This window comes from Leptolyngbya sp. DQ-M1 (genome assembly GCF_039962505.1).
Lineage (GTDB): Bacteria > Cyanobacteriota > Cyanobacteriia > Leptolyngbyales > Leptolyngbyaceae > Leptolyngbya.
In genome coordinates, this window is record NZ_JAMPLJ010000001.1 from 1,013,004 (window position 1) to 1,035,700 (window position 22,697).

The 22,697-nt window shown below is 48.7% G+C and carries 21 protein-coding genes and 1 pseudogene; 9 read left to right on the forward strand and 13 right to left on the reverse strand.

Features of this window, described 5'->3' with window-relative positions; all coding sequences use genetic code 11:
* Window positions 1–32 precede the first annotated feature (32 nt).
* Entirely contained in the window at window positions 33–1,316 is a 1,284-nt protein-coding gene (locus tag NC981_RS04960; protein ID WP_348241769.1) for a Glu/Leu/Phe/Val dehydrogenase, read from the reverse strand.
* 127 nt (window positions 1,317–1,443) lie between these two features.
* A complete protein-coding gene (locus NC981_RS04965; RefSeq protein ID WP_348241770.1) occupies window positions 1,444–2,142 on the reverse strand; it encodes a PHP domain-containing protein in 699 nt (232 codons plus the stop codon).
* A gap of 371 nt (window positions 2,143–2,513) precedes the next feature.
* On the opposite strand from NC981_RS04965, the gene NC981_RS04970 reads away from it, so the two are divergent.
* A complete protein-coding gene (locus NC981_RS04970; protein WP_348241771.1) occupies window positions 2,514–3,353 on the forward strand; it encodes a histidine kinase dimerization/phosphoacceptor domain -containing protein in 840 nt (279 codons plus the stop codon).
* On the opposite strand, the gene NC981_RS04975 is transcribed toward NC981_RS04970, so the two are convergent.
* Together NC981_RS04975 and NC981_RS04980 are read right to left on the reverse strand one after the other, a co-directional pair.
* Window positions 3,316–4,032: a response regulator transcription factor gene (locus NC981_RS04975; protein ID WP_190375437.1), complete on the reverse strand. Its 717-nt coding sequence runs from the start codon at window positions 4,030–4,032 to the stop codon at window positions 3,316–3,318. The two genes, NC981_RS04970 and NC981_RS04975, sit on opposite strands and share 38 nt — an antisense overlap.
* 107 nt (window positions 4,033–4,139) lie before the next feature.
* Window positions 4,140–5,111 (reverse strand): glycosyltransferase, encoded by a 972-nt coding sequence (locus NC981_RS04980; protein ID WP_348241772.1) that lies wholly within the window; start codon window positions 5,109–5,111, stop codon window positions 4,140–4,142.
* A gap of 29 nt (window positions 5,112–5,140) precedes the next feature.
* On the opposite strand from NC981_RS04980, the gene NC981_RS04985 reads away from it, so the two are divergent.
* From NC981_RS04985 to NC981_RS05000, 4 genes are all read left to right on the forward strand, one after another.
* On the forward strand, window positions 5,141–5,632 hold the full coding sequence (locus NC981_RS04985) for a cytochrome (RefSeq protein WP_348242047.1): 492 nt from the start codon (window positions 5,141–5,143) through the stop codon (window positions 5,630–5,632).
* Window positions 5,633–5,703: 71 nt separating this feature from the next.
* On the forward strand, window positions 5,704–5,964 hold the full coding sequence (locus tag NC981_RS04990) for a hypothetical protein (protein ID WP_348241773.1): 261 nt from the start codon (window positions 5,704–5,706) through the stop codon (window positions 5,962–5,964).
* An 85-nt stretch (window positions 5,965–6,049) separates the two neighbouring features.
* Entirely contained in the window at window positions 6,050–6,466 is a 417-nt protein-coding gene (locus NC981_RS04995) for a fasciclin domain-containing protein (RefSeq protein ID WP_348241774.1), read from the forward strand.
* Window positions 6,467–6,510: 44 nt separating this feature from the next.
* Complete coding sequence (locus tag NC981_RS05000) at window positions 6,511–7,758, forward strand: MFS transporter (RefSeq protein WP_348241775.1); 1,248 nt, start codon at window positions 6,511–6,513, stop codon at window positions 7,756–7,758.
* Here NC981_RS05000 and NC981_RS05005 read toward each other — a convergent pair.
* On the reverse strand, window positions 7,755–9,068 hold the full coding sequence (locus tag NC981_RS05005) for a trypsin-like peptidase domain-containing protein (protein ID WP_348241776.1): 1,314 nt from the start codon (window positions 9,066–9,068) through the stop codon (window positions 7,755–7,757). The genes NC981_RS05000 and NC981_RS05005 overlap by 4 nt on opposite strands.
* A gap of 428 nt (window positions 9,069–9,496) precedes the next feature.
* On the opposite strand from NC981_RS05005, the gene NC981_RS05010 reads away from it, so the two are divergent.
* Complete coding sequence (locus tag NC981_RS05010; RefSeq protein WP_348241777.1) at window positions 9,497–9,964, forward strand: response regulator; 468 nt, start codon at window positions 9,497–9,499, stop codon at window positions 9,962–9,964.
* Window positions 9,965–10,177: 213 nt separating this feature from the next.
* On the opposite strand, the gene NC981_RS05015 is transcribed toward NC981_RS05010, so the two are convergent.
* From NC981_RS05015 to NC981_RS05030, 4 genes are all read right to left on the reverse strand, one after another.
* The gene (locus tag NC981_RS05015; protein ID WP_348241778.1) at window positions 10,178–10,534 is read right to left on the reverse strand and encodes a single-stranded DNA-binding protein; all 357 of its coding nucleotides are present in this window, start codon (window positions 10,532–10,534) and stop codon (window positions 10,178–10,180) included.
* Between the two features lie 107 nt (window positions 10,535–10,641).
* Window positions 10,642–14,616: a magnesium chelatase subunit H gene (locus NC981_RS05020; RefSeq protein WP_348241779.1), complete on the reverse strand. Its 3,975-nt coding sequence runs from the start codon at window positions 14,614–14,616 to the stop codon at window positions 10,642–10,644.
* A gap of 312 nt (window positions 14,617–14,928) precedes the next feature.
* Entirely contained in the window at window positions 14,929–15,306 is a 378-nt protein-coding gene (locus NC981_RS05025; RefSeq protein WP_348241780.1) for a hypothetical protein, read from the reverse strand.
* A gap of 220 nt (window positions 15,307–15,526) precedes the next feature.
* Window positions 15,527–16,003, reverse strand: a complete 477-nt coding sequence (locus NC981_RS05030) for an MgtC/SapB family protein (protein WP_348241781.1) — start codon at window positions 16,001–16,003, stop codon at window positions 15,527–15,529.
* A 489-nt stretch (window positions 16,004–16,492) separates the two neighbouring features.
* Here NC981_RS05030 and NC981_RS05035 point away from each other — a divergent pair, with 489 nt between their 5' ends.
* Complete coding sequence (locus NC981_RS05035; RefSeq protein WP_348241782.1) at window positions 16,493–17,458, forward strand: glutathione S-transferase family protein; 966 nt, start codon at window positions 16,493–16,495, stop codon at window positions 17,456–17,458.
* On the opposite strand, the gene NC981_RS05040 is transcribed toward NC981_RS05035, so the two are convergent.
* Window positions 17,455–18,357 carry a hypothetical protein gene (locus tag NC981_RS05040; protein WP_348241783.1) on the reverse strand — a complete coding sequence of 301 codons (903 nt, stop codon included), beginning with the start codon at window positions 18,355–18,357 and terminating at the stop codon, window positions 17,455–17,457. The genes NC981_RS05035 and NC981_RS05040 overlap by 4 nt on opposite strands.
* A gap of 51 nt (window positions 18,358–18,408) precedes the next feature.
* Window positions 18,409–18,895, reverse strand: a pseudogene (locus NC981_RS05045) (glutaminase).
* A gap of 46 nt (window positions 18,896–18,941) precedes the next feature.
* On the opposite strand from NC981_RS05045, the gene NC981_RS05050 reads away from it, so the two are divergent.
* Window positions 18,942–20,216, forward strand: a complete 1,275-nt coding sequence (locus NC981_RS05050; protein WP_348241784.1) for an ATP-binding protein — start codon at window positions 18,942–18,944, stop codon at window positions 20,214–20,216.
* Between the two features lie 19 nt (window positions 20,217–20,235).
* On the forward strand, window positions 20,236–20,787 hold the full coding sequence (locus tag NC981_RS05055) for a Uma2 family endonuclease (RefSeq protein WP_348241785.1): 552 nt from the start codon (window positions 20,236–20,238) through the stop codon (window positions 20,785–20,787).
* Window positions 20,788–20,904: 117 nt separating this feature from the next.
* Here the strand turns inward: NC981_RS05055 and dusB are convergent, their stop codons facing one another.
* Both dusB and NC981_RS05065 read right to left on the reverse strand, forming a co-directional pair.
* Window positions 20,905–21,957 carry a tRNA dihydrouridine synthase DusB gene (gene dusB, locus NC981_RS05060; RefSeq protein WP_348241786.1) on the reverse strand — a complete coding sequence of 351 codons (1,053 nt, stop codon included), beginning with the start codon at window positions 21,955–21,957 and terminating at the stop codon, window positions 20,905–20,907.
* 87 nt (window positions 21,958–22,044) lie between these two features.
* Window positions 22,045–22,659: a triacylglycerol lipase gene (locus tag NC981_RS05065; RefSeq protein WP_348241787.1), complete on the reverse strand. Its 615-nt coding sequence runs from the start codon at window positions 22,657–22,659 to the stop codon at window positions 22,045–22,047.
* Between the last annotated feature and the right edge of the window lie 38 nt (window positions 22,660–22,697).

Consider the following 22,697-nt stretch of genomic DNA (forward strand, 5'->3'; position numbering starts at 1 on the left):
AGAAACCGCGCCTTGAGAAGGGCGCGTGTCGTTCATCGACTGGTGTAATAGTTGCGAGTCCCTTTGGCATCGAGAGCTTCTCCCAATCGTTGCAGGGCATGAACATAGGCAGCCGTTCGGACGGGAATCGATAGTTCTTGTGCGATCGACCAAATGCACTCTGTTTCCTCAACCATCTTGCGCTGGAGCGTTTGATTCACTTCGCCTAATGTCCAGTACAAGCCATTGCGGTTCTGTACCCATTCAAAATAGCTGACAGTTACACCGCCCGCATTAACTAGAATATCTGGAAACACATAAATCCCTTTCTGCTCTAAAATTGCATCGGCAGCAGAGGTAATCGGCCCATTCGCAAGCTCAAAGATTAGCTTTGCTTTGATGTTGTTCGCATTTGCTTCGGTGATTTGATTTTCTAACGCAGCCGGCAGCAGCACATCGACATCCAGTTCAAGCAGTTCTTTGTTGGTGATGCGATCGTGCTCGGTCACCGTGCAGACGCTACCTTCGCAGTACACCGCTTGCAGAGCGCGAGTTTCATTTTTGTGTTGGCGAATGCTGGGAATATCTAGTCCAGCTTCGGAATAGATTGCACCTTTAGAATCGCTGACTGCAACCACTTTATATCCAGCCCGATGCAGCAATTCTGCGATCGTCGCTCCCGCATTCCCAAATCCTTGCACTGCGATCGTGGTGTCTTGGGGCTTTCTGTCAAACTTAGGTAACATTGCCTCGATCACAAACAACGCACCCATTGCCGTTGCCGTATCTCGTCCCAAACTGCCCCCCATCGCGATCGGCTTGCCTGTAACCACACCCGGAGTATTCTGCCGCCGAATGATGCTGTACTGATCCATCATCCAGCCCATCACCATTGCATTTGTATAAACGTCGGGAGCCAGAATATCCACATCCGGCCCAATAAAATCGGCGATCGCGTCAATATATCCCCGGCTCAAGCGCTCTAGCTCAAGCCGTGATAAGGCTTTTGGATTAACCGTAATGCCACCCTTCGCCCCCCCAAACGGCAAATTGAGCACGGCGCATTTGAACGTCATCCAAAATGCCAGCGATTGCACCTCATCCAGCGTCACATTTGGGTGATACCGCACTCCCCCTTTACCTGCGCCCCGTGAATCGTCATACCGCACCCGATAGCCCTGAAACACTTTCAGCGACCCGTCATCCATTCGCACCGGAATCGACACTGAAAGCGATGCCTTTGCGGATTTCAAAGACTCGATCGCGTCCTCTGAAAGCGAGGTGTACTTTAATGCTTGCTGTAATCGTTGTGAAGCGTCTGATAAAAGGGAAGACATAACCCATTGTGATGAAAGGCTGTTGCCACCCTATCAAGCTTTAGTATTTCTCAAAACAGTTTCGACGCAGAAATTAACTATCACACTGTTTGAGTGCCTAGAGATTAGATGCCTAGGGATTGAATGCCTAGAGACGCTGTAGCAAGCTCATTCCGTGAGTATCCGTTCCACAAGAACTCAACAAACCAAACTGAGTCTTTAGCTGCGTCACCCGCTCTGTTTCCTTGGGGCTAGACTTCCAAGGCTTCGGATTGTTATAAGCGTAAAACGTTTCTACCCCATCAATCCCCACCATTGCTGCGGCTGGAATTAATTCATCTGCCGATCGCCGATATCGCGCTGGATGCGCCAACACCGCAATTCCGCCTGCTTGATGAATGGCACTAATCACTCGTGCAGCTTGAGCGCATTCTCCTCGCGGTGCGCTGCCTTGCAAATAAGACGCGATCGCGCCATGCTCCGGATCAAACGCGAACCCTAGAATGTGTACTTCAGTTTCAAGCAATCTGGAGGTGATTTCAGCTCCTGTCCATAGCTGCGGAACTGTTGCACCGACCTGATGGGTTTCTAGATATCGCTGTGCCATTTTGTACCCGTTGATCTGGTGGTGATCTGTGATGGCAAATCCTTTGAGCGATAGGTCGATTGCCTGTTGTGCGAGTGCTTCGGGATGTAGCTGTCCATCCGAGTGCGTCGTGTGCATGTGGAAGTTGTAGGTGAGCGGGCAACTTTCAGCCGTTAGCGATGCGAAAACCTCTCGTAGCGCTACCGCATCTTGTGCGGCTGGTGTCGCGACCCTCGAACTGGAAGCAAGATTAGCAGCCATAAATCGCCTCAAACGTTACTGGCATTTCACGAGTCTATCTCTACTGTAATGTACCGCTTAAAAAAACGTTTCAGTATTTAACACTTAAGACATTGAGTATAGCTGATGTCGATCATCAGGTGTATTGACCGTTCTTGAGAGAAAACTGGCACATTCAGAGTATTCAACCTTGTATTTAATGGTAAATTATGATATTAAGCCCCAAATGCATGAGTCGTTAAGTTCCTTGCTAGTAAAAGTGTTTTTTGCATGGGTTGCAGAAATGTCGTGCAAGCCTCTGAACACTCTGAGATGGTGCATTGATGTTGCCCCTTGCTCAGTCGCCTTCGCAGCAGCACTCGGCTAATTTTGATTGAGTTCCTGAGACGTAAATGATTTCTAGTATGAATAACGGCGAGTTTGCCCAACAGATCGAAACGATCCGGCAAACCCTCGCCTCGATTCGCGATCGCTTGTTGACCCAAACGGCGCTAAATCCCACCTTTCAAACCGAGATTGATCAAGAGTTACAGACAGCAATTCAAGTTTTGCAAGCGGCACGATCGCTGATTCAGGCAAAAAGCTCTGCGATCGACCAGTTGCAAGCGACAGTGCAGCAAAAAGAGATGCTGCTGCGGGAAATTCACCACCGCATTAAGAACAATTTGCAGATTATTGCTAGTTTGATCGATCTGCAAGTGCTGCGATCGCAAGATGCCGCTGTTCAATCCTTGCTGCGGAATTACCAGACTTCAATCCGGCTGGTGGCGCTGGTGCATGAAAGATTATCTGAATCGAGTAATGCGACAACCATTCGCCTCGGTGGATATGTGCAGGAGTTAACTCTGTTATTGGCGCAAACTTATGAGATCGAGCCAGAGCGAATCACGCTGCAAACCCTTGTCCGTGGAGAAATCGAACTGGCTTCAAATCAAGTCGTTGCCGTTGGGTTGATTTTGAACGAACTGATTTCAAATGCGCTGAAACATGGACTTTCTGATCAAGCTGGAGAAATTGCAGTGTCGCTCCGGATCGAGGATTCGCAAGTTGCCCTCACCGTAAGCGACACGGGCGATCGGTTACCCGCAAATTTTGACCTGAGCAGCCCTCAAACTTTAGGCTTCCAGATCATCAATTCGCTCGTGTATCAGCTAAACGCGAACTTGACGATCGATCGCAGCCCCCACACTGCTATTACGCTCCAGTTTGACGTTGCTGATTGGGAGTCATGAGTCCGTGTTCCAGTGCGAATCTGACTAGCTCAGTGCGGCTATTGGTGCCCGTCTTGCTAAACAGGCGGCTGACGTATTTCTCGACGTTGCGGACGCTCGTATCGAGCCGACGGGCAATCTCTTTGTTCATCAACCCATCCACGACTAAATCGAGAACGCTTTGTTCTCTGGGGGTGAAATCGAGCTTCATCGGAGTGGTCTTTTGAGCGATCGCGCCTCGCCCTTTGAGTTCGGCTTGAATTTCAGCAATTTGGCGCGAAAGTGCTGCAAGATTGACATCACTATCGCCGCCTGTCGATTTGATATCTGCTCTTTGCTGAAGCAACCGTCCCACGATCGCCACGAGTTCTTCTGGATCAAACGGCTTGGGTAGATAAGCATCGCAGCCTGCATCGTAGCCCTGGATGCGATCGCTTTTCATGCCGCGTGCGGTGAGAAAGATCACGGGCAGCGTTTTGAAGCGGGGATCGTCGCGCAGTTGCTTGAGGAATTCGTAGCCGCTGACTTGGGGCATCATCACATCGGTGATCACGAGATCGGGCAGGACGCGCTGCACGGTTTCCCATCCTTCCTGTCCATTGGTCGCAGTGTGTACCGTATAGCCGCTGTCTTCGAGATAGGCTTGTACCGCTTCCCGGAGTCCAGGTTCGTCATCGACTAATAGAAGTTGCTCCGGCATGATCGATTCCTCTAACGCATAGGTTTGATGTGGGTTCAGTCGGGGTTTCGGCTTAGGGGACTTCCCAAGTCTAGAACCAAACGAAACGTCTCGCTAAACCCACGCATTTACTCAAATTTAGCGAATTTTGAATCAATTAAGTTTGGTAAGCAGGAATTGCTTACGGGTTCGATCGTATAGGCTGCTTTTGAAAGTTGCGCTTGTCGTTGCCCTTGGGCGCGAGCTTGCAGACAAAGCAGCCCGATCGGGGTACTGATCAAATCGACCCAGCTGGCTTTGCCTCGAAGCAGGTTCAGCGATGCGATCGGTAATTCTTTCAGGAGCCAGCGCAGCGCTCGGTAACGATATTCCGCAAAATTGGGTTCGCGCATCAGAGCGATGCCATGTAGCTCATGGAGATAGCGGTTTGAACGTCCGTATCTGCGCCATTGGCTCCGGAGTTCAGCCAGGGTAGCGCGATGACGGTGACGCACGATCGCGCTTTCTGCAAAGCGCAATTGCCAATCGGTTTGGCGCAAAATTCGCCAGCAAATATCCGCATCGCCGCCAGTGGTTAAGTAGGGACGAAATAAGCCGACTTTGGGCAGTGCTGCCCTCCGAACGGCGAGATTGGCAGTTTGACCGTAGGGACAGAAGGGATGATTCAGCGTGTGTTTTTGCGAGAGGGTTGCTTGACGATCGGCGTATTGCTCTAACAAGGTGCGTCCCGAAAGCGCTTTGATTTCTCCAGCGACCAATCCCACAGCTGGATCGATAAATGGCTGCACCAAATGGGTCAGCCAGTCCGGGTCGGGGCGACAGTCGGCATCGGTAAAGGCAAGAATTTCTCCGGTTGCATTTTGAATGCCCGTATTACGAGCCGCATAAGAACTTTGAATCTGGAATTGCTTCAGCGATCGGATGCGCTCCGATTCTGCTGCCTTTAAAAGTTCGGCGGTGCGATCGCTACTGTTGTTATCGACTAGCAAGCACTCGAAATGGGGATAAGTCTGTGCCCGTAGGCAATCGAGCAAGGCGGGTAAATCGGTTTCACTGTTGTAAATTGGCACAATAATCGAAACGAATGGTAAAAAACTCATATCCACGTTGCATCAGTTCTGTGATCAAAATGCCCAAAACGATCGTCGGGGTCATGGGAGTTGGAGAAGCGACTCCGCTCGAAATTCAAACGGCTTACGAACTCGGTGCGGGCATTGCGCGGTCTGGCTGGGTGGTCTTGAGCGGTGGGCGCAATGTTGGAGTCATGGATGCAGTCAGCCGAGGGGCAAAAAGCTGTGGTGGATTGACGATCGGCATTTTGCCGCACCAGAATTCCGCAATGAGCGATGCGATCGACATTCCGATCATCACGGATATGGGAAATGCGCGAAATAACATCAACGTGCTATCGAGTCAGGCGATCGTGACTTGCGGCATGGGGGCGGGAACGGCTTCAGAGATTGCTTTAGCGCTGAAAGCGAAAAAGTCTGTGATTTTGTTGGGCGCAGAGTCGATCGCGCAAACCTTTTGGCGATCGCTCGATCCAGAACGGGTGAGCATTGCAGCAACCGTAGAAGAAGCACTTTGTCAACTAAAAGCAATTCTTGCCGCACAAAAATAATTCATCTTCACTTTTCAGCACAGAATTGTCACCTTACAATACAGAGACAAGCGAAAACCAAGGGTGGAACTGTGGATAAGACACCAGAGCAACAAAAACAAGATTTTTTGTACCCGAATGCACACTACCGGGGAAACTTCACGCCGGAGCATCTAGCTTTCAATGCAAATTTACAGGAATTCGCCCAGCGGGTCTCCTTGTTATGCGGTTTAGAAACATCGGGAAAAATTTCACCCGATGATGCCTACCATCAGATCAAGGGGTTATGGAATGAGCTAAGAACGTCGAAAAAGAACCTTTTAGACAGCACACAAGGATCTAGCGATTCCTAGCTTTGTCCTCAATTCTCCCTTTCGTTCGATGTTTATTCGATCGCAATGTTCTTTCTTAAAGGGAGAATTAAATAGGACAGTCACTATGGCAAATCTTTTACAAACTGCATCCGAAGCGGGATCATTCAAAACGCTGGTTTCGGCGATCGACAAGGCTGGCATTGCTTCAGAGCTTGAAAATGATGGGACGTTCACCCTACTGGCTCCGACTGATGAAGCCTTTGCGAAGTTGCCCAAGGAAACCCTAAACGAACTGCTCGAAGACTTACCGAAGTTACGTCGTGTTCTGAGCTATCACATTCTAGATGGGGATGTGCGACTTGAGGATTTGACCGAGATCGAAGAAGCGCCAACGCTTGAAGGATCGGTGATTGCGGTCGATCATCAGGGTGGAATCAAAGTTAACGATATTGCTGTGACGAAAGCAGATATTTTGGCGGATAACGGTGTGATTCATGCGATCGATGGCATTTTGATGCCTGCTATTCTCGCGGGAAGCTAAACCGTTTCATATTCTAGGATCCTTCATTAATCGGGAATAAAGCGTTGAGTACGTTTGCCAAGTTAACCCCCCAGACACGGCAAAATCTGGGGGTATTGTTTACGGCAGGGTTGTTGTTTTGGGCAAGTTTAGCCAGCCTTTTACCCACTCTGCCGTTGTATTTACAGTCGATCGGCGCACCGGACAATCAGCTTGGAATTGTCATGGGCGCCTTTGCGATCGGCTTATTAATCTTTCGTCCCCAAGCTGGCAGAATGGCAGATCAGCAGGGACGCAAGATTGTCCTGCTGATTGGAATCGCGGTTGCAACACTGGCTCCGGTTTGTCATTTACTCACGCAGTCGATTCCGTTGTTAATGCTGGTTAGAGCCTTTCACGGGATTAGCATTGCCGCGCTGACAACGGCATATAGTTCGCTGGTCGTTGACCTCGCACCGGCTGAGAATCGGGGGGAACTGATCGGATATATGAGCTTAGTGAATCCGATCGGGATGGCATTAGGCCCAGCGCTGGGCGGGTATCTCCAAGAACTCACCACTTATGGCGCTGTGTTTGTGATGAGTTCACTGCTAGGCATGATGAGCCTGACTTGCGCCATGTTCGTTCATGCGCCGCCAGTCCAGCATCAACCGCAAAACTCTAAAACCCAAGGTGTATTTTGGCGATTGTTGCTCAGTGATCGTATCCGGGTTCCCACGATTACGATGTTGCTTGTGGGGATTGCATTTGGAGCAATTTCAACCTTTATTCCACTCCACATTAAGAGTGCTGGAGTAGAGCTAAATTCCGGACTGTTCTACACAGCCGGGGCGATTACGGGATTTCTGGCGCGGTTTGTGGCTGGAAAGGCAAGCGATCGCTATGGGCGGGGACGATTTATTACGATCGGGTTGCTTTGTTATACCGTTGCAATGCTTTTGTTGTGGCAAGCGAATTCTGCAAGCTTGTTTTTGCTCTCAGCCGCACTCCAAGGATTTGGCGGCGGAACAGTTCTGCCGATTATGATCGCGCTGGTTGCAGATCGCTGTCAGCCGTTTGAGCGCGGACGGATTTTCGGTTTGTTCGTCGGTGGCTTTGATCTTGGAATTGCTTTAGCAGGCCCGATTTTAGGCAGTGTTTCTAGTGCGATCGGCTATCGGGGATTGTATGCGGTTTCATCGATCGTCGTCTTCACGGCATTGATTGTGTTTATGACGCTGTCTAGTAAAAGCGTGGCGCATTCATTCCGGTTTGCTTTGGGATATGGCAAAGATCCCTATGCCATTCCCAAAGATCAGTTGTTGACGACTTAGAGCGATCGTTGCTCCGATTGAGAGGTTGCAATCGGATTGCCACAGTCATCGAGTGCTGCGCGATCGGGTTGAACGATCTGGACATTCAGCCGATGCAGCACTTGTTCGATGGGTAAAGCAAATCCCAGTCCTTCAATCCCTTTACTGGCGATCTTCTCAGTCACAATCCCAATGACTGCACCTTGGCGATTCATCAAAGGGCCGCCACTGTTACCTGGATTGATCGCGGTATCTGTTTGAATTAAGCTGCGATCGCCATCGCGTCGAAATCCGCTCACAATGCCCTGAGTCACACTATTAGAAAGGGATAAAGGATTGCCGATCGCAATCACCGATTCTCCGACTCGCACTGCATTCGTCTGACAAAGTGGTAAGCCAGAAATTTCGGTCGATTCGCCGTCGAGTTGAACCAGCGCGGCATCAAGTTCAGAATCGCGCCGCAAAACTCGCCCGATGCGGGTACTGCCATCATACAGATCGACATTCACCGTAAATGCAGAACCCACGACATGATGATTCGTGATCACCAGTCCCGAAGAATCGATCACAAATCCACTTCCACGTCCGCTAGTTGTGCGGATTCTGACGATCGCGGGAACGCTGCGTCCGGTTAATTGAGCGATCGAGAGCGGTTGGTTCGAGACGGCTAAGGCTGCCACTTCAAACCGAGATGGCGGTTGAACGATCGTCTCTACAGGGGTGGAGTTGAGTGCTGCTAAAAAGCCCGGTTCTTCAAGCAACTGTTTGATGCTGGCGCGAATGGCTTCATAGGTTGCGGCTGGATTATCAATGCCTTCTGCTTCGGCACTGCCGATAATTTCCTGACGGTACACCACTTTAGAGCGTTGGCGATCGAACAGTTCCCAGCGAATCGTGCGGTCGTCTTTGGTCACACCACCTTTGAACCAGGATTGATAGGAGTTGAGCCGTGCTTTGGTCAGGGTTCCACCAATCAGAAACCGTCCTGGTTCTGGATCGTGAGAGGCTTCTTCAAACACTGAACTCGGCTGCGATCGCGCGATATCAAATCCAGCTTGCACCAGTTCATCTTCGACTAAATAGCGGGCGGCTTCTTCCAGACGGTCATCGCGATCGCTGGAGGCGGTGTAGCGTTGCTGCACAATGTTCAACCAGCCTTCGTGATGTCCACCAATGATGACACCGGGGAGAACGCCGGATCGAATTCGAGCGATTTCGATTTTGGCGTTGGGCTGTTGAGATGCGATCGGTTCACTCAGAATGGGAGTTTGCAGCGTCAGCCACCAAAATACACTTGCTAGCACAACGCTCCAAATCGGGGTTTGAATCATAGTGATATGAGGAGGTAGGGACGAGGTAGCTGAAACGCCCAAATCGCCGCGCTACTAGACGTTTCAGCATTAACCGGGTAGGGTTCGATGATTATACATTGATTTTTTAATTTGGTCTTAATCTATTTCTAAGGTAGGATGACAAGTGATCGAGAAACTCCGATATCGTCAACTTAAAAATTCAGAATGGCTTTCCTAAGCCTCATTCAAAGCTTGGTAGTTTACATTAGTTCATTAACCTGAAGTGCCCACTCTGCCAGGGATTGAGTAATGCTTCCGCATAAAAATGTTTATCAAGAATCGTTTGATTTGTCACCTAACTCTAGTAATGTTGCGAATATAGAGTTTGTTCCGCTATCTTCATTTTAAATCGGAGTTGTGCTGACGTTGCTCGTTGCCAGACGCTGTGCTTTTGAGAGGTCAAACCGATGATCGAGAAGTTAGAAGATTGTCGTATTTTGCTTGTGGATGACGACCAGGATACAAGAATTCTATTAACCACAGTGCTTGAGATGGAAGGAGCGACTGTGCTCGCGGTCGGCTCGGCGATCGCTGCGTTAAACGCTTTAGAACAGTTCCAACCCGACTTGTTACTCAGCGATATTGTTATGCCTGTGATTGATGGATACAGCCTTTTGAAGCAGATTCGCAGCCAGACCCAGTGGAATTATCTTCCTGCGATCGCCTTTACTGCCCTAAGCGGGACTCACTATGAAGAACAATCCATCCGAGCAGGCTTTCAGGTGCATCTTGAAAAACCGATTGATTTCGAGCCACTGATTGAGGCAATTCAAGCTCTAGTCCCGATGAAAGATACAGTTTGTTCCATTCGCGCTTTTGATAGTGCGCTGAACCCAGCACGATTATCCCTCTGCGGGCTGCAACTGTCTGCTTGATGATTTCTAAGAGGGAGCCAGAAAAGCCTAATTTTCTCTCCTAATGCGATGGGTACTTCGCCAAAGTTTGCAGCGAATTCCGGTGCGGGTGGTGTTCGATCGTGACAGTGTTCGAGAATTTGAGCAGGCGACCACACAGGGATGTTGGTAGAAGTGACGGTTGAGACGGCAAGTAATTGAAAAAGGGCGATCGTATGGGCGATCGCCCCTGTTTTATGCAGCTTCAGTTTCTTCTTTGACGCGATCGAGATGGACATCCAAAACGGTCATTTCCAGCCCAGCTCTCGGCACATTTCCCACACTAGAAATATAAGGATTGGGTTCAACTGATCCGGTACAAATTACCAGCGATCCTTTCTTCAGATAGGGCAGTGCTCGCCAAGCTGAAGATTTTTCCCAAATACTGAGCGATACAGTAAACGACTCTTCCCGATTGCGAGACTTGCGGACATAAAGCGCTGCATTTGCAACCCCTGCCTCTCTACCATCTTTTAGCGTTACCGTCTTGATTGTGGCATCGGCGGCGAGATTGCCGCTCACAATCCACTGATTGAGTCCCGCGCTTGACATAAAATTTCCTCTTTGCTGGGGTTTAATTCAGAGTGCCCAGTGACCAGAGGTTAGACACAAAAAAGAGGCACGAGCGCTCGCGCCTCCTGATGTTGTTTCAAGGTGGGTTATTCAACGCCTTCGATCCGATCTTCGACTTCTTGATAGAGTTCGCGCAGTCGATCGAGGTTCTCTTCGCTAGTTTCCCAATAGCCGCGACCGTTGGCTTCGAGCAAGGTCGTCACCATCTTGCGGAACGAGTTGGGATTGAGGTCGAGCAGACGCTTACACATTTCCTCGTCTTTGAAGAACGTGGTGTTGGTGTCTTCGTAAACCCAGTTATCTACTGCGTTTGCGGTAGCTGACCAGCCCATTGTGTTGACCAATCGCTTCGACAGTTCCCGAACTCCTTCGTATCCGTGGCTCAACATGCCCTCATACCATTTTGGATTAAGCATTTTGGTACGGGCATCGAGTCGTACCGTTTCAGAAAGGGTGCGGATCTGAGCATTGGCGGTAGTGGTGTCTGCCATGTAAGAAGCAGGCATTTTACCGTCATCGCGCAGCCGAGACACAATTTTAGTCGGGTCAGAATCGTAGTAGTGCGAGACATCGGTAAGCGAGATCTCAGAAGAATCAAGGTTTTGGAAGGTCATATCCGCAGTCTTCAGCGAAGCGCGGAACAACTGCTCGCTTTGTTCCATCATTCCAGGATTATCTGAGGAGAAGGCGAACCCTTTGCGCGAGAGGTACATATTTTGTAGTTCCTCTTCGTTTTCCCAGGTGCCATTCTCAACGGCTAAGTTGATGTTTGACGAGTACGAACCGGAAGCATTAGAGAACACGCGAGTTGCAGCTTGACGCAGGTTGATTCCGAGTTCATCGGCTTGTTTCATCGCGTGTTTGCGAACGAAGTTCATCTCTAACGGTTCCTCGGCTTCGGCTGCCATTTTGACGGCTCGATCGAGCAATGCCATTTGGTTGATAAATAGGTCGCGGAACACACCAGAACAGTTCACCACGACATCGATCCGAGGTCTGCCCAACTCTTCGAGCGGAATTAGTTCAAGCTTGTTAATTCGTCCCAGTGAATCCGGCATCGGACGCACACCCACCATCCAGAGAATCTGCGCGAGAGATTCACCGTAGGTTTTGATGTTGTCGGTTCCCCAGAGGACGCAGGCGATCGTTTCAGGATAAGCGCCATTGTTTTCTGCACATTGACGAGCGATCAGACGATCGACCACAACTTTTGCCGACTTCACGGCTGCGGCAGTTGGAATCGATTGCGGATCAAGCGCGTGAATGTTCTTTCCGGTAGGTAAGACATCCGGATTCCGAATCGGGTCGCCGCCAGGCCCCGGCAGAATGTATTCCCCTTCGAGTGCGGTGAGCAATGCACCCAACTCATTATCTGCAACGACTTGCTTGAGGCAGAACTGCAAGAACTCGACCAACGGCTTCATCGCTTCTTGATCCACAGTCGGGTAGCCCGCTTCTTGGAGTGCTTCGATCCAAGGCTCTTTCTTGCCGCCGAAGTTGAACAGATTGCTCAACATCGAAGTTCTAGAAACGCGACCGTCTTGATCGACTTGGGCTTTTACCATTGCAGTTACCGCCGCACGAGTCGCTTGATTGATGTCGTTTAACAGTTGCACATCATCGAGAACGCCTCGATCGCTGTTCTGGAAAATCTCATCAATGTCACGGTTCAAGCTATTAGCAATGATCCGAGGCAAGCTCAGCATATTTTCTTCGGGTCGATCAAGGCTGGCAATGTTCACCAGCGTTGCGATCGCTTCATCGGCTGACGGCGGTTTACCAATGACGTGCAATCCACAGGGTAACAATCGCGATTCGATCTCCATCAGCTTGATGTAGACCTTACCAACGATCGTGTCGCGCTCTTCTTGCGTCAGTTCGCTGGCGTTATCCGGGAATGCAATGTCTTTATCCAGGTTGCAAATCCGGGCTTTGTCCATGATCGTATCGACGATCTGAATGCCTCGTCCCGAATCTTTCAGCGTTTGATACGAGCCGACTAATTCGCTGAGTTCTTTGAGACCTTTGTACAGTCCAGCATTCTCAGCAGGTGGAGTCAGATAGCTAATCGTTTCAGCATACGATCGACGTTTGGCGATCGTGGCTTCCGATGGATTGTTCGCTGCATAGTAATACAGGTTGGGAATCGTACCAATCAAGCTATCGGGGTAGCATTCCTCAGACATGCCGATCTGCTTACCGGGCATAAATTCGAGCGATCCATGCGTTCCGAAGTGCAGCACTGCATCTGCTTTCCAGATTTTTTCTAGATAGGTGTAGTAAGCTGCGAATCCGTGGTGGGGACTTGCCGATCGCGAGAACAACAACCGCATTGGGTCGCCTTCATAGCCAAAGGTCGGCTGAACTCCAATGAAGACATTGCCGAACGACTTGCCATACACCAATAGATTCTGTCCATCAGTGTTGAGATGTCCGGGAGCAGGACCCCAAGACGGAATCAATCGCTCATGATACGGAGTCAGTTCCTCGTACTCTGGCACCGACATTTTGTAGGCGATGTTGAGTTCTGGGCTGTTGTATTGTGCCCGTGCATCATGCAGCACTTCCAGCATCAACGCTTCAGCCGACTCCGGTAAATCCTGAACATCGTAGCCGTTTTGCTTCAGCGATTCCATCACTTTATGAATAGAGCCGAACACGTCAAGGTAAGCGGCTGTTCCCACATTTCCTTTATCCGGCGGGAAGCTGAATACGGTGATGGCAACTCGCTTGTGCAGTTTCGGCTTGCGTCGTAAATTCGCCCACTTGAGGGCGCGTTGGGCGATCGCTTCGACGCGATCTTGCAGGGCGATCGCTTTTCCGGTTGCGCCATCTCGACCGGAAACAATGATGGGTTCGATCGCGCCATCAAGTTCTGGAAGCGCAATTTGCAGCGCCACTTGAATCGGGTGTAAACCGAGTTCGCTATCTTGCCATTCCTCAGTAGTTTGGAACACGAGCGGCAATGCCACCATGTACGGGCGATTCAGACGGCGCAAGGCTTCGATCGCTTTCGGGTGATCTTGACGAGCAGGACCTCCGACCAAGGCAAATCCGGTGAGCGACACCACGACATCGACGATCGAGCTTCCGGTAATCGGATCATAAAAGAACGCATCAACAGGCTTCGAGAAGTCCAGTCCCCCGGCAAACACCGGAATCACCCGCGCTCCCATCGATTCGATTTCTTGCACCATTGCTACATAGTGAGCATCGTCACCTGTGACTAAGTGCGTTCTTTGCAGCACTAAGCCAACGGTTGGAACGAGCGGATCGCGCATATCTTCTCGAATATCTTTGCGCGAGTTAAACCAGTTTAGGTACTCTTTGAGATCCTCGAACATGGTCGGAGCCATTGGATGCCAAATACCCAGATCCGGGTAAACTTGCGGATCTTGAACGGTACCGCCGATTTCACCCTTAAACACATACTTATCTGCCAACATCAGCAGGAAGTTTTCCAGGTTCTCAGCGTTGCCACCGAGCCAATACTGGAAGCTCAGCATAAAGTTGCGAGCATCTTGCGCCTTGTCCATCGGCAGATATTTCAGCACTTTCGGCAGCGTGTTTAAGAGCTTCAGCATTGCGTCTTGGAAGCCTGCGCCAGAGTTTTCCTTGCGCTTCTTCATAAACTGCGCGATCGCGCTCTTCGACTGCCCTAACTGTGCCATCGAGAAGCTGCCTAATTTGTTCAGGCGCATCACTTGTGGCATCGACGGGAACACCACTGCGGCATCTAAGCGATCGCGATGCGGCTCGACTGCGGCAACGACTTTTTCAGCTAAATCTTCAAGAAAGATCAGCGAAGCAATGAAAATATTCGCTTCAGAAACATCTTTCTCAAAGGCTTCATAGTTCTCTGGGTTGCGGAGTTCCTCGATCAGATATCCACTGATTTCGACCGCAATTTTCGGATGATTCGCGTTAATTGATCGGACGGCGGCGGAGAGCGCACTTTGATATTGTGGCTCTAACACGACATAGACCACCTTGAGTAAAGACCGTCCTGCCAGGTTCTCAGGAACAATGTGTCGAACGGTGGGCTTGACGTGAGTGAACATTCGCTCAGACTCCTTGTATGCGTGTTCTCTTGTTAAAACAACCAGCGAACGAAGCACCCAGTTCAGATCTGAACCTGAACCAAGCTAGAGAATGTAACGCTTTGTAAAGCGATCTTCTCGGCTTTGCGATCGCGATCGGGATTTCATCTACATTTGTGTTTTTACCAGAAAACGTATGCAGAAAGAGCATTCCGGCGCTTATCCGACACAAATTGATAAAAAACCTGCAATTTTTTGTTACTTAGCGTTACAGAAATTTGAGAATCGTTTATTCTTTTGTTAATCTTTCTTCAAGATTCATTGTTACGAATCTTAATCTTTTACCTCTGCATCTTTCAGAATGACTTGTTGTACCCAATCTGGTAATCTCTCCGCTCGACCTAGAATCGACATTGAAAAGCCGACGACCATCAAGCTACTGACGATCGCGATGAGCGGGGAATGCTTGGCAATGCCGGAATCTCTCAGGATTCTGGCAATTGGGCGGCTTTGCCTGCGGAGCTGCTGACTCGATAATTTTTTCACCCGAAACGGATCGCGGACATAATGACCGCTCAGACTGACGACAAGGCGCGATCGGCAATGCGGGCAGGTAAGCAAACCACCCACCGATTTAACGGAAGGCAACCCACCGACGCGATGGCAAACCGGACAAGCATTAGAACCGCGATCAAAGGTATCAGCATTCATTGGACGCAGGAAAGCAGCGGGACAACAGGGTGAAGGTTGCTAAAGGCGCTTTTCTTAAATAGGGCAATGTGAGCTAGGGCAGCTCCTATTCAGGTTTGAGTAATGGAGCGTATGAGATTTTGAACTAGATTTTGAACTAATTTAGTTATAACCAGTCTACCCGCCATTGATAAGATCGACAGAAATTGTTCGGCAAGATCGCTGAAACTTGATACTTCCCTCATTCTTCCGAATCATTCTGCTTAGAAACGAGCGCAATCTGCTCCAAGCGCTTCACTACAACCAGGGTGATCAGAGTGAGCAAGGTTCCCAGGACGGTAAGCTGCCAAAGTCCTGCTCCAGCCGTGATGCCCAAAGCGGCTGTAACCCAAATTGAGGCAGCAGAGGTTAAGCCCTTGACTTCCTGGCTATTTCTGTTGGGGCGCGATCGGTGCAAAATTTCTCCGGCTCCCAAAAATCCAACACCCGTCGCTACACCTTGAATTGTGCGGCTTAAGCCATCGGCTGAACCGCTCACCTCGATCGGGACGAGAATAAACAAAGCAGATCCCAAGCTGACGAGCATATGGGTTCTGAGTCCCCCTGCTTTGTGGCGCTGCTGACGCTCCCAACCGATCGCGCCGCCTGCAACGATCGCGCTCCCTAATCGAAATAGCAATCCGCCCCAGTTGTGAATATCGATCGAATAATTTGCCATAACCTGTAAGCATTTACCATCACAAAACATCAATGCGAGAAACCAAGAACAATTCTCGTAGCCTCTTATTTCTTTTGATAACAACCCAATGATTTGATCGTATCTGGGATATTTTTTTGGTTATAGAAATCATTACCAAATTTAACTCGATGATCTAGGGAACTCCACCCACAGAACGGGTAGCTTGCCCATAGCGAAGATCAGGTTGCTCTTTTATCGTTTAAATAGGGCTGTGAGTGAAAACCAAAACACAGTAACGCCTCTATTCCAATTACGGTCAAAAGTCATGCCTGAATGTCCTTGTTGCTCTGAAAAGCTTTTACGTCACGTTCGTCATGGCAAATTGTACTGGTTCTGCACTCATTGTTGGCAAGAGATGCCAAATCTAGAAGCGCTTGTTTATCAAGCTGCGGCCGTACCCAAAGAAAGAGTCGCTAGAAAAGACGCTGTACTAACCTGATGGTATTTAGCTAGATTCGGGAGTACGATATGGCGCTGGGAATGATGGTAGACGGCACGTGGACAACCGATTGGAATGAACGCGATAAAAGCGGGAAATTCAATCGAACTCCCACAAAGTTTCGCGATCGCATCACTGCTGATGGCAAAAGCGGCTTTCAAGCTGCGCCTGATAGGTATCACCTTTATATCTCACTTGCTTGTCCTTGGGCGCATCGCACGCTAATTCTGCGATCGCTTAAAGGGCTAGAATCTGCGATTGGATTGTCGATTGTGGATGCAGTATTAAGCGATAAAGGCTGGTATTTCTCAAACAATCCTGGCGCAATTCCCGATTCTGTGAACCACACCGAATATCTGCAAGAAATCTATCTGAAAGCGGATGAAAAGTATACGGGGCGAATTACCGTTCCGGTGCTTTGGGATAAAGAGAAACAAACGATCGTGAATAACGAATCTCGCGAAATTATTCGGATGTTTGACACTGAATTTAACGAGTTCGCAACGCAAGAAATTGATCTTTATCCGCAGGGTTTACGGCAGCGAATTGATGACGTGATCGACAAGATTTATACGCCAATTAACAATGGGGTTTATCGATCGGGATTTGCCACCACTCAAGAAGCTTATGAAGAAGCAGTTAAAGAGCTTTTTCAGAATCTAGATCATTGGGAAACGGTGTTATCAGAGCAGCGGTATTTATGCGGCAATCAACTTACAGAAGCGGATGTTTGTATGTTTACAACGCTGCTGCGGTTTGATTCAGTGTATTACAGCCATTTCAAGTGTAATGTGCGTCGAATTGTTGATTATCCGAATCTGTGGAACTACCTGAAAGATCTCTATCAGCATCCGCAGATTAAGCCAACCTGCAATCTCGACCACATTAAGCGGCACTACTACATGAGCCAAACGCAGATCAATCCGACTCGGATTGTGCCGATCGGCCCTGAGATTGATTTCGACGCGCCACACGATCGTCACCGCTTTCACTAATCAAACCAACCCATTTCTTGATCTGAAACTTTGGGCGACGCAGGATCAGTTGGGAAAACTGGGTGTGCTAAAGCGGCAGCTTGACGCTTTCTCAGAATGTCTTGATGACTTCTGAAGTCTGTATCATTGGCTGGCGCTTTGGGCGCTAATTTCGATTCTGGTTTCGACTGCTTTTCTTGAAGCTTCTGACTTTCTTCGATTAGTTTCTGATTAGACTCTGCGAGTTGCAATGCAGTTTGTTGAGCCTGTGCAAGCTCTGCACGAAGCTGCTCAGCTTTGTCAGCGTTCGTTTGAAGCTGTTTGTTCTCTTCAATTAATTTTTGGTTGGCATCCGCGAGTTTCAGCGCGTCTTTTTGGGCTTTGGTAAGCTCGGCTTGAAGGTGAGCCGCTTTTTCAGTTTGCGATCGAGAATCTTGATGTTCTGCAATCAATTTTTGGTTAGCTTCTGCAAGTTTCAGCGCATCTTTTTGGGCTTGTTCAAGCTCTGCTTGCAGATGAGATGCTTTTTCAGCAGCAGTTTTCTCCGCCTGCTTGAGCTTATTTTGCAACTGCGTCACTTCTTGAGTGTGGTGCTGATTCTCCACTGTTAGCTTTTTATTTTCTTCAGCTAGTTTCAGTGCGGTTTGCTGAGCTTCTTTGAGATCAGATTGAGCTTGATTCGCTTTTTCGAGATTAACTTCGAGCGTTTGGGCGATCGCCGTTTGCTCCTCGATTTGAGTTTGCAACTGTTCGATCGTGTGTTGCAGTTTTTTCTCGTTTTGTTGCGTTTGTTCTAGCTCATGCTTCAGGTCTTCAATTTTTTCGAGCAGTTCTGCATTGTTAGAAGGACTAGCTTCTGGTGCGATCGTCGGAGTTTTGCCGTTTTGAATGGGTGTTTTTCGCTGCCGCTGCGTTGCCATTGTTCGTTCTCTTAGTTGCTATCTTCAACCCTACACCCGATTCAAGATTGCTTAAACCGATGTTGATGAATCTTTGCTTGAGAGCTTTTGTAGGAAGTGAGTACAGCCCATCGGCAAATCAAAGATATGCAGTTGAAAATGGCGGGAAAGTTCTTCGCACACTCTAATACCACGTACACTATTTCCGTGAACATCGAGCAATGGCGAAAAGACAGCAATGCCAACCTGATTGGGAACGACTGCGATAATACCTCCAGAAACGCCACTTTTTGCCGGAAGCCCAACTTTATAAGCCCATTCGCCCGCGATCTTCCAGTGCCATACCGTAGGCAAAGACTTTTGAAATCGATTGAATCGTAAACAGTTGGCTTGAATCTCCAACTTCAAATACTTGCCCATCAACAGTAACAACGCAAATACTCAACCAATCTGGATCGGCTTTCGCAAGCTCCGGAATATAGGTCGCAACTTCGCCGTCTTTGAGATTGCGATACTTTAGATATAGTTCTTCGAGGAAGCCTTGGAACGGATGAGACATTGATTTAACCGACGCAGCAAACAGATAGTATCGCTATTTTCCTAATATGTTTCAAACGACGCGACGACGATTAGCACTTTGGTACACAACGGTAACAGCAGTATTGCTGTTTGTATTTGCGAGTGGATTCTATTTCTATGTCCGATCGACGCTAATCGAGCGGATTGACGATACGTTAAATCACGTTGCCGAAGTGGTGCAGCGATCGCTGGTCATTCAAGCGGTGGGCGATCAAGTCAGCGTTAATGTCGAAGCCAGTTTTCGCGATAATTCGATTTCACTCGAAGATGATCACATTGATCTCGAATGGTTTGATCCGAATGGAAAGCAGCTTTGGTCAACCTTTGCCGACCCGCTTTCTGTGCCGTTACATCTTAATCATGATGGTGAAACCGTTCATGCTTCAGAGACACAGCTTTTACGGCAGGTTACAGAGCGCGTTCAGATTGGGCAGCGAGTATTGGGATATTTGCGCGTGAGTCATCCCTGGTTTGAGGTGACAAAGCCAACTCGTCAGCTATTTCGTGATTTAAGTATTGGGACAGCAACGATGATCGGGATTGTTGCCGCGATCGGTTGGTTTCTTTCCGGCATTGCTATGCAGCCGATTCGTGAATCTTATCAGCGCTTAAAACAATTTACAGCGGATGCTTCCCATGAACTGAGAAACCCGATTGCGATCATCCAAACAAACGTACAAGTTGCACTTTCTGATCCAGATCCAGAGCCACAAACGCAACAGCAACATTTACAAGTGATTGAACGCTTGACTCGACGCTTAGGAAAATTAGTCGATGATTTGCTTTTTCTTGCTCGGCAAGATAGCGGCATTGTTCAACCGCAGCGTAGCACGATCGAACTCGATGAATTACTCGATGAAGTGTTGGAAGAACAAGGAATGACGGCAGCAGAAAAAGAAATTTCACTCTCATACAAAGTCGATCGCAGTCTAGAATATTGGCTGCAAGGCGATCGCGATCAGTTATCAAGATTATTCACAAATTTAATCAGCAACGCAATTAAATACACTCCAGAGAACCGAGAAATCATAGTAGAACTAGCGCAGTTGAAATCTGGATTACAAACGAAAGTGATTGATACTGGAATTGGAATTCCAGAAGATGCGATCGTGCATTTATTTGATCGCTTTTATCGCGTTGATCCAGCCCGTACAAAGGCAACAGGCGGATCAGGATTGGGTTTAGCGATCGCGCAAGCGATTGTCGAAAACCACAACGGACAGATTCAGATTGAAAGTCAGGTCAACCAAGGCACGATCGTTACTGTGACGCTGCCGCAATCTCAGATAGAAATAGCATGATCTCTTGTGCTTGCTTTTTATGTCTACGATCGCTCAGAGAATCATTCGTCGATCGTCCGATGAAGTTCCTGTCTGGCAGATTGCCACATGGAACGATTATCTAGCTTGTTGTAAAACCGCCGAAATCGAGCAACCAGAGCATTTCAAGATCTATTTCAATCAAGGCTATCTGTATATTGATATGGATTGGGAGGGCATTGATCACGCTAGAGTGCGAGAACTGATTACGATGCTGATTGCTTTTTGGTTTAGTCAACATCCCGAACAATCCTTTGACTGTCTCGGAGGCTGTGTTCTCGAAAAGCCGAATCAACGTGCTGCTTCTCCGGATCAGGTTTTGTATCTTGGAAGCAATTCTCCCCGTTGGCAAGAAGGTGAACCTCGACGCATTAACTTACGTCAATGGCACGTTCCGAATTTAGTCTGTGGAGTGGCAGATACAACTCTAGCAACTGATCTCGATGAGAAAAAACAGATTTATGCAGCGCTAGAAATTCCAGAGTATTGGGTGATTGATGTTTCCGGGGCAAGAGTGGTCGCGTTTGCACGACAAGCAGACGGCAGATATTAACAGTGCGAAAGTTCGATCGCACTGCAAGGATTATCAATCCGGTTGATTAAGCAAACATTATCTCGGTTAGCCTACGAGACCAATGGAACGGCTGCTTTGTGGTTTGTGCAACAAATCTCAAATCGCTAAGAGTTCTGCTTCTGGTTCTTCTTGCCAACCTGATCGAGACAATCGCTCGATCGCCTGATTCAACAATTCCAAACCTTGATTCACATTCTCGATTACGCTTAACTGTCCGCGCAGTTCTGCCGCTCCTGCAAAGCCTTTCGAGTACCAAGTCATGTGTTTTCTGGCTTGGCGCACACCGCGATCGCCCTTGTATTCCCAGAGCATTTGTAAGTGATCGCGGGCGCATTCTAATCGCTCGATCGGCGTGGGTTTAATTTTCTCGGTTCCAGTCTTGAGAAAGTAATCAATTTCGCCGACCAAGAACGGATATCCCAACGTTCCCCGCGAACACATCACACCGTCCGCTTGGGTGAATTCCAAGCACTTGACAGCCGCTTCAACCGAGAAGATATCGCCGTTAGCAATCACCGGAATCGAGAGAATTTCTTTGACCTTCGCGATCCATTCCCACTTTGCAGCACCGTTGTATCCCTGAGCGCGGGTGCGTCCGTGAACCGTGATCATTTTGGCTCCCGCATCTTCCATGCGCTTAGCAAAGTCAAGAATATTGATTTCCTTTTCTGTCCAACCGATGCGGGTTTTGACCGTAACCGGAACATCGACCGCTCGGACGACCGATCGCACAATTTCTTCTGCCAGTTCTGGTTGGCGCAACAGCGATGAACCGCCCCCATTTTTGGTGATCTTATTCACCGGACAGCCCATGTTGAGATCGACTGTATCTGCACCTTCACCGACTGCTTTTTGCGCTGCTTCTGCCAAAAAATCAGGACGACAATCAAAGAGTTGAATGCTGATCGGACGTTCGTTTGGATCAACTTCCATTAAAATTGGTAGCTCTTTGACATAGTGCAGACCTGTTGCATTTACCATTTCCGTGTACATCATCGAATCGGGCGCGTGACGACGCACTAATCGACGAAATACTAAATCCGTCACACCCGATAGCGGCGATTGCAACACGCGGCTTTTGACCTCGAATTCTCCAATCTTCAGAGGTTGAGCAAGGCGGGTTTGCAGGTCGGAGGAAAGAGTCAACATAGCCAGCACAAGCGATCGTATTCGACGTTTTCCAGCATAGACGATCCTGCCAGAGTTCGGCTGAAATGCTTCAGCTTCCGAGAATGATTAGTGTTTATATCCGGCTTCGTGTTCACGCAAAGGTCTTCTTAATGCTTCTGCAACAAGATTGATCGAACGTTTATCCGTCACCATCCAAGCATGAAGCGGTACGGGAATTTGGATCGATTCACCCACCGGTAACACTGAACTATTTGCAGGCACAATAATTCCATCAAACGGTGTCCAAATTGAGGTGAAATTGATGCGATCGAGCATCTTCACATCGCAATTCAAATCATTAATAAATTTGCTATTTGGACGCATTTGCGAACAACCCGGACGTTGCGACAAATAAGCTGCGATCGTGCCATTGTGCGGCGCAGAAATGCTGACAAAGCGCTGTACTCGATCAATCCCACCTAAGCGCTGAACATAATAGCGACTCACCAATCCGCCCATACTGAATCCGACTAGATCGATCGACTGATTTGCAGGTAAGTTCGCTTCGATAAACTCTGACAATTGTTGCGCGAGTCGATCGAGTTCACAATCTCCATTTGCCGGAAGCAAATCTAATCCATAAGTCCTCCAACCTTGACGCTCAAGCGCTTGAGTCATCGTGTTAAACAGCGCAAAGGTATCAGTAATGCCATGAACTAAGACAACTGGATTGAGGGTCATTGTCAATCGAGAAACGTATTTCTTCTACGCTACTATTT

Excerpts from the sequence above, each read along its gene's own strand:
- NC981_RS05030 (WP_348241781.1), bottom strand. The coding sequence starts at position 16,003 with ATGGCAAATTATTCGATCGATATTCACAACTGGGGCGGATTGCTATTT.
- NC981_RS04980 (WP_348241772.1), bottom strand. The coding sequence starts at position 5,111 with ATGAGTTTTTTACCATTCGTTTCGATTATTGTGCCAATTTACAACAGT.
- NC981_RS05025 (WP_348241780.1), bottom strand. The coding sequence starts at position 15,306 with ATGAATGCTGATACCTTTGATCGCGGTTCTAATGCTTGTCCGGTTTGC.
- NC981_RS05065 (WP_348241787.1), bottom strand. The coding sequence starts at position 22,659 with ATGACCCTCAATCCAGTTGTCTTAGTTCATGGCATTACTGATACCTTT.
- NC981_RS05005 (WP_348241776.1), bottom strand. The coding sequence starts at position 9,068 with ATGATTCAAACCCCGATTTGGAGCGTTGTGCTAGCAAGTGTATTTTGG.
- NC981_RS04985 (WP_348242047.1), top strand. The coding sequence starts at position 5,141 with ATGCCCAAAACGATCGTCGGGGTCATGGGAGTTGGAGAAGCGACTCCG.
- NC981_RS05050 (WP_348241784.1), top strand. The coding sequence starts at position 18,942 with ATGTTTCAAACGACGCGACGACGATTAGCACTTTGGTACACAACGGTA.
- NC981_RS04975 (WP_190375437.1), bottom strand. The coding sequence starts at position 4,032 with ATGCCGGAGCAACTTCTATTAGTCGATGACGAACCTGGACTCCGGGAA.
- NC981_RS04995 (WP_348241774.1), top strand. The coding sequence starts at position 6,050 with ATGGCAAATCTTTTACAAACTGCATCCGAAGCGGGATCATTCAAAACG.
- NC981_RS05010 (WP_348241777.1), top strand. The coding sequence starts at position 9,497 with ATGATCGAGAAGTTAGAAGATTGTCGTATTTTGCTTGTGGATGACGAC.
- NC981_RS05040 (WP_348241783.1), bottom strand. The coding sequence starts at position 18,357 with ATGGCAACGCAGCGGCAGCGAAAAACACCCATTCAAAACGGCAAAACT.
- NC981_RS05055 (WP_348241785.1), top strand. The coding sequence starts at position 20,236 with ATGTCTACGATCGCTCAGAGAATCATTCGTCGATCGTCCGATGAAGTT.
- NC981_RS04970 (WP_348241771.1), top strand. The coding sequence starts at position 2,514 with ATGATTTCTAGTATGAATAACGGCGAGTTTGCCCAACAGATCGAAACG.
- dusB (WP_348241786.1), bottom strand. The coding sequence starts at position 21,957 with ATGTTGACTCTTTCCTCCGACCTGCAAACCCGCCTTGCTCAACCTCTG.
- NC981_RS05020 (WP_348241779.1), bottom strand. The coding sequence starts at position 14,616 with ATGTTCACTCACGTCAAGCCCACCGTTCGACACATTGTTCCTGAGAAC.
- NC981_RS04965 (WP_348241770.1), bottom strand. The coding sequence starts at position 2,142 with ATGGCTGCTAATCTTGCTTCCAGTTCGAGGGTCGCGACACCAGCCGCA.
- NC981_RS04960 (WP_348241769.1), bottom strand. The coding sequence starts at position 1,316 with ATGTCTTCCCTTTTATCAGACGCTTCACAACGATTACAGCAAGCATTA.
- NC981_RS05015 (WP_348241778.1), bottom strand. The coding sequence starts at position 10,534 with ATGTCAAGCGCGGGACTCAATCAGTGGATTGTGAGCGGCAATCTCGCC.
- NC981_RS05035 (WP_348241782.1), top strand. The coding sequence starts at position 16,493 with ATGGCGCTGGGAATGATGGTAGACGGCACGTGGACAACCGATTGGAAT.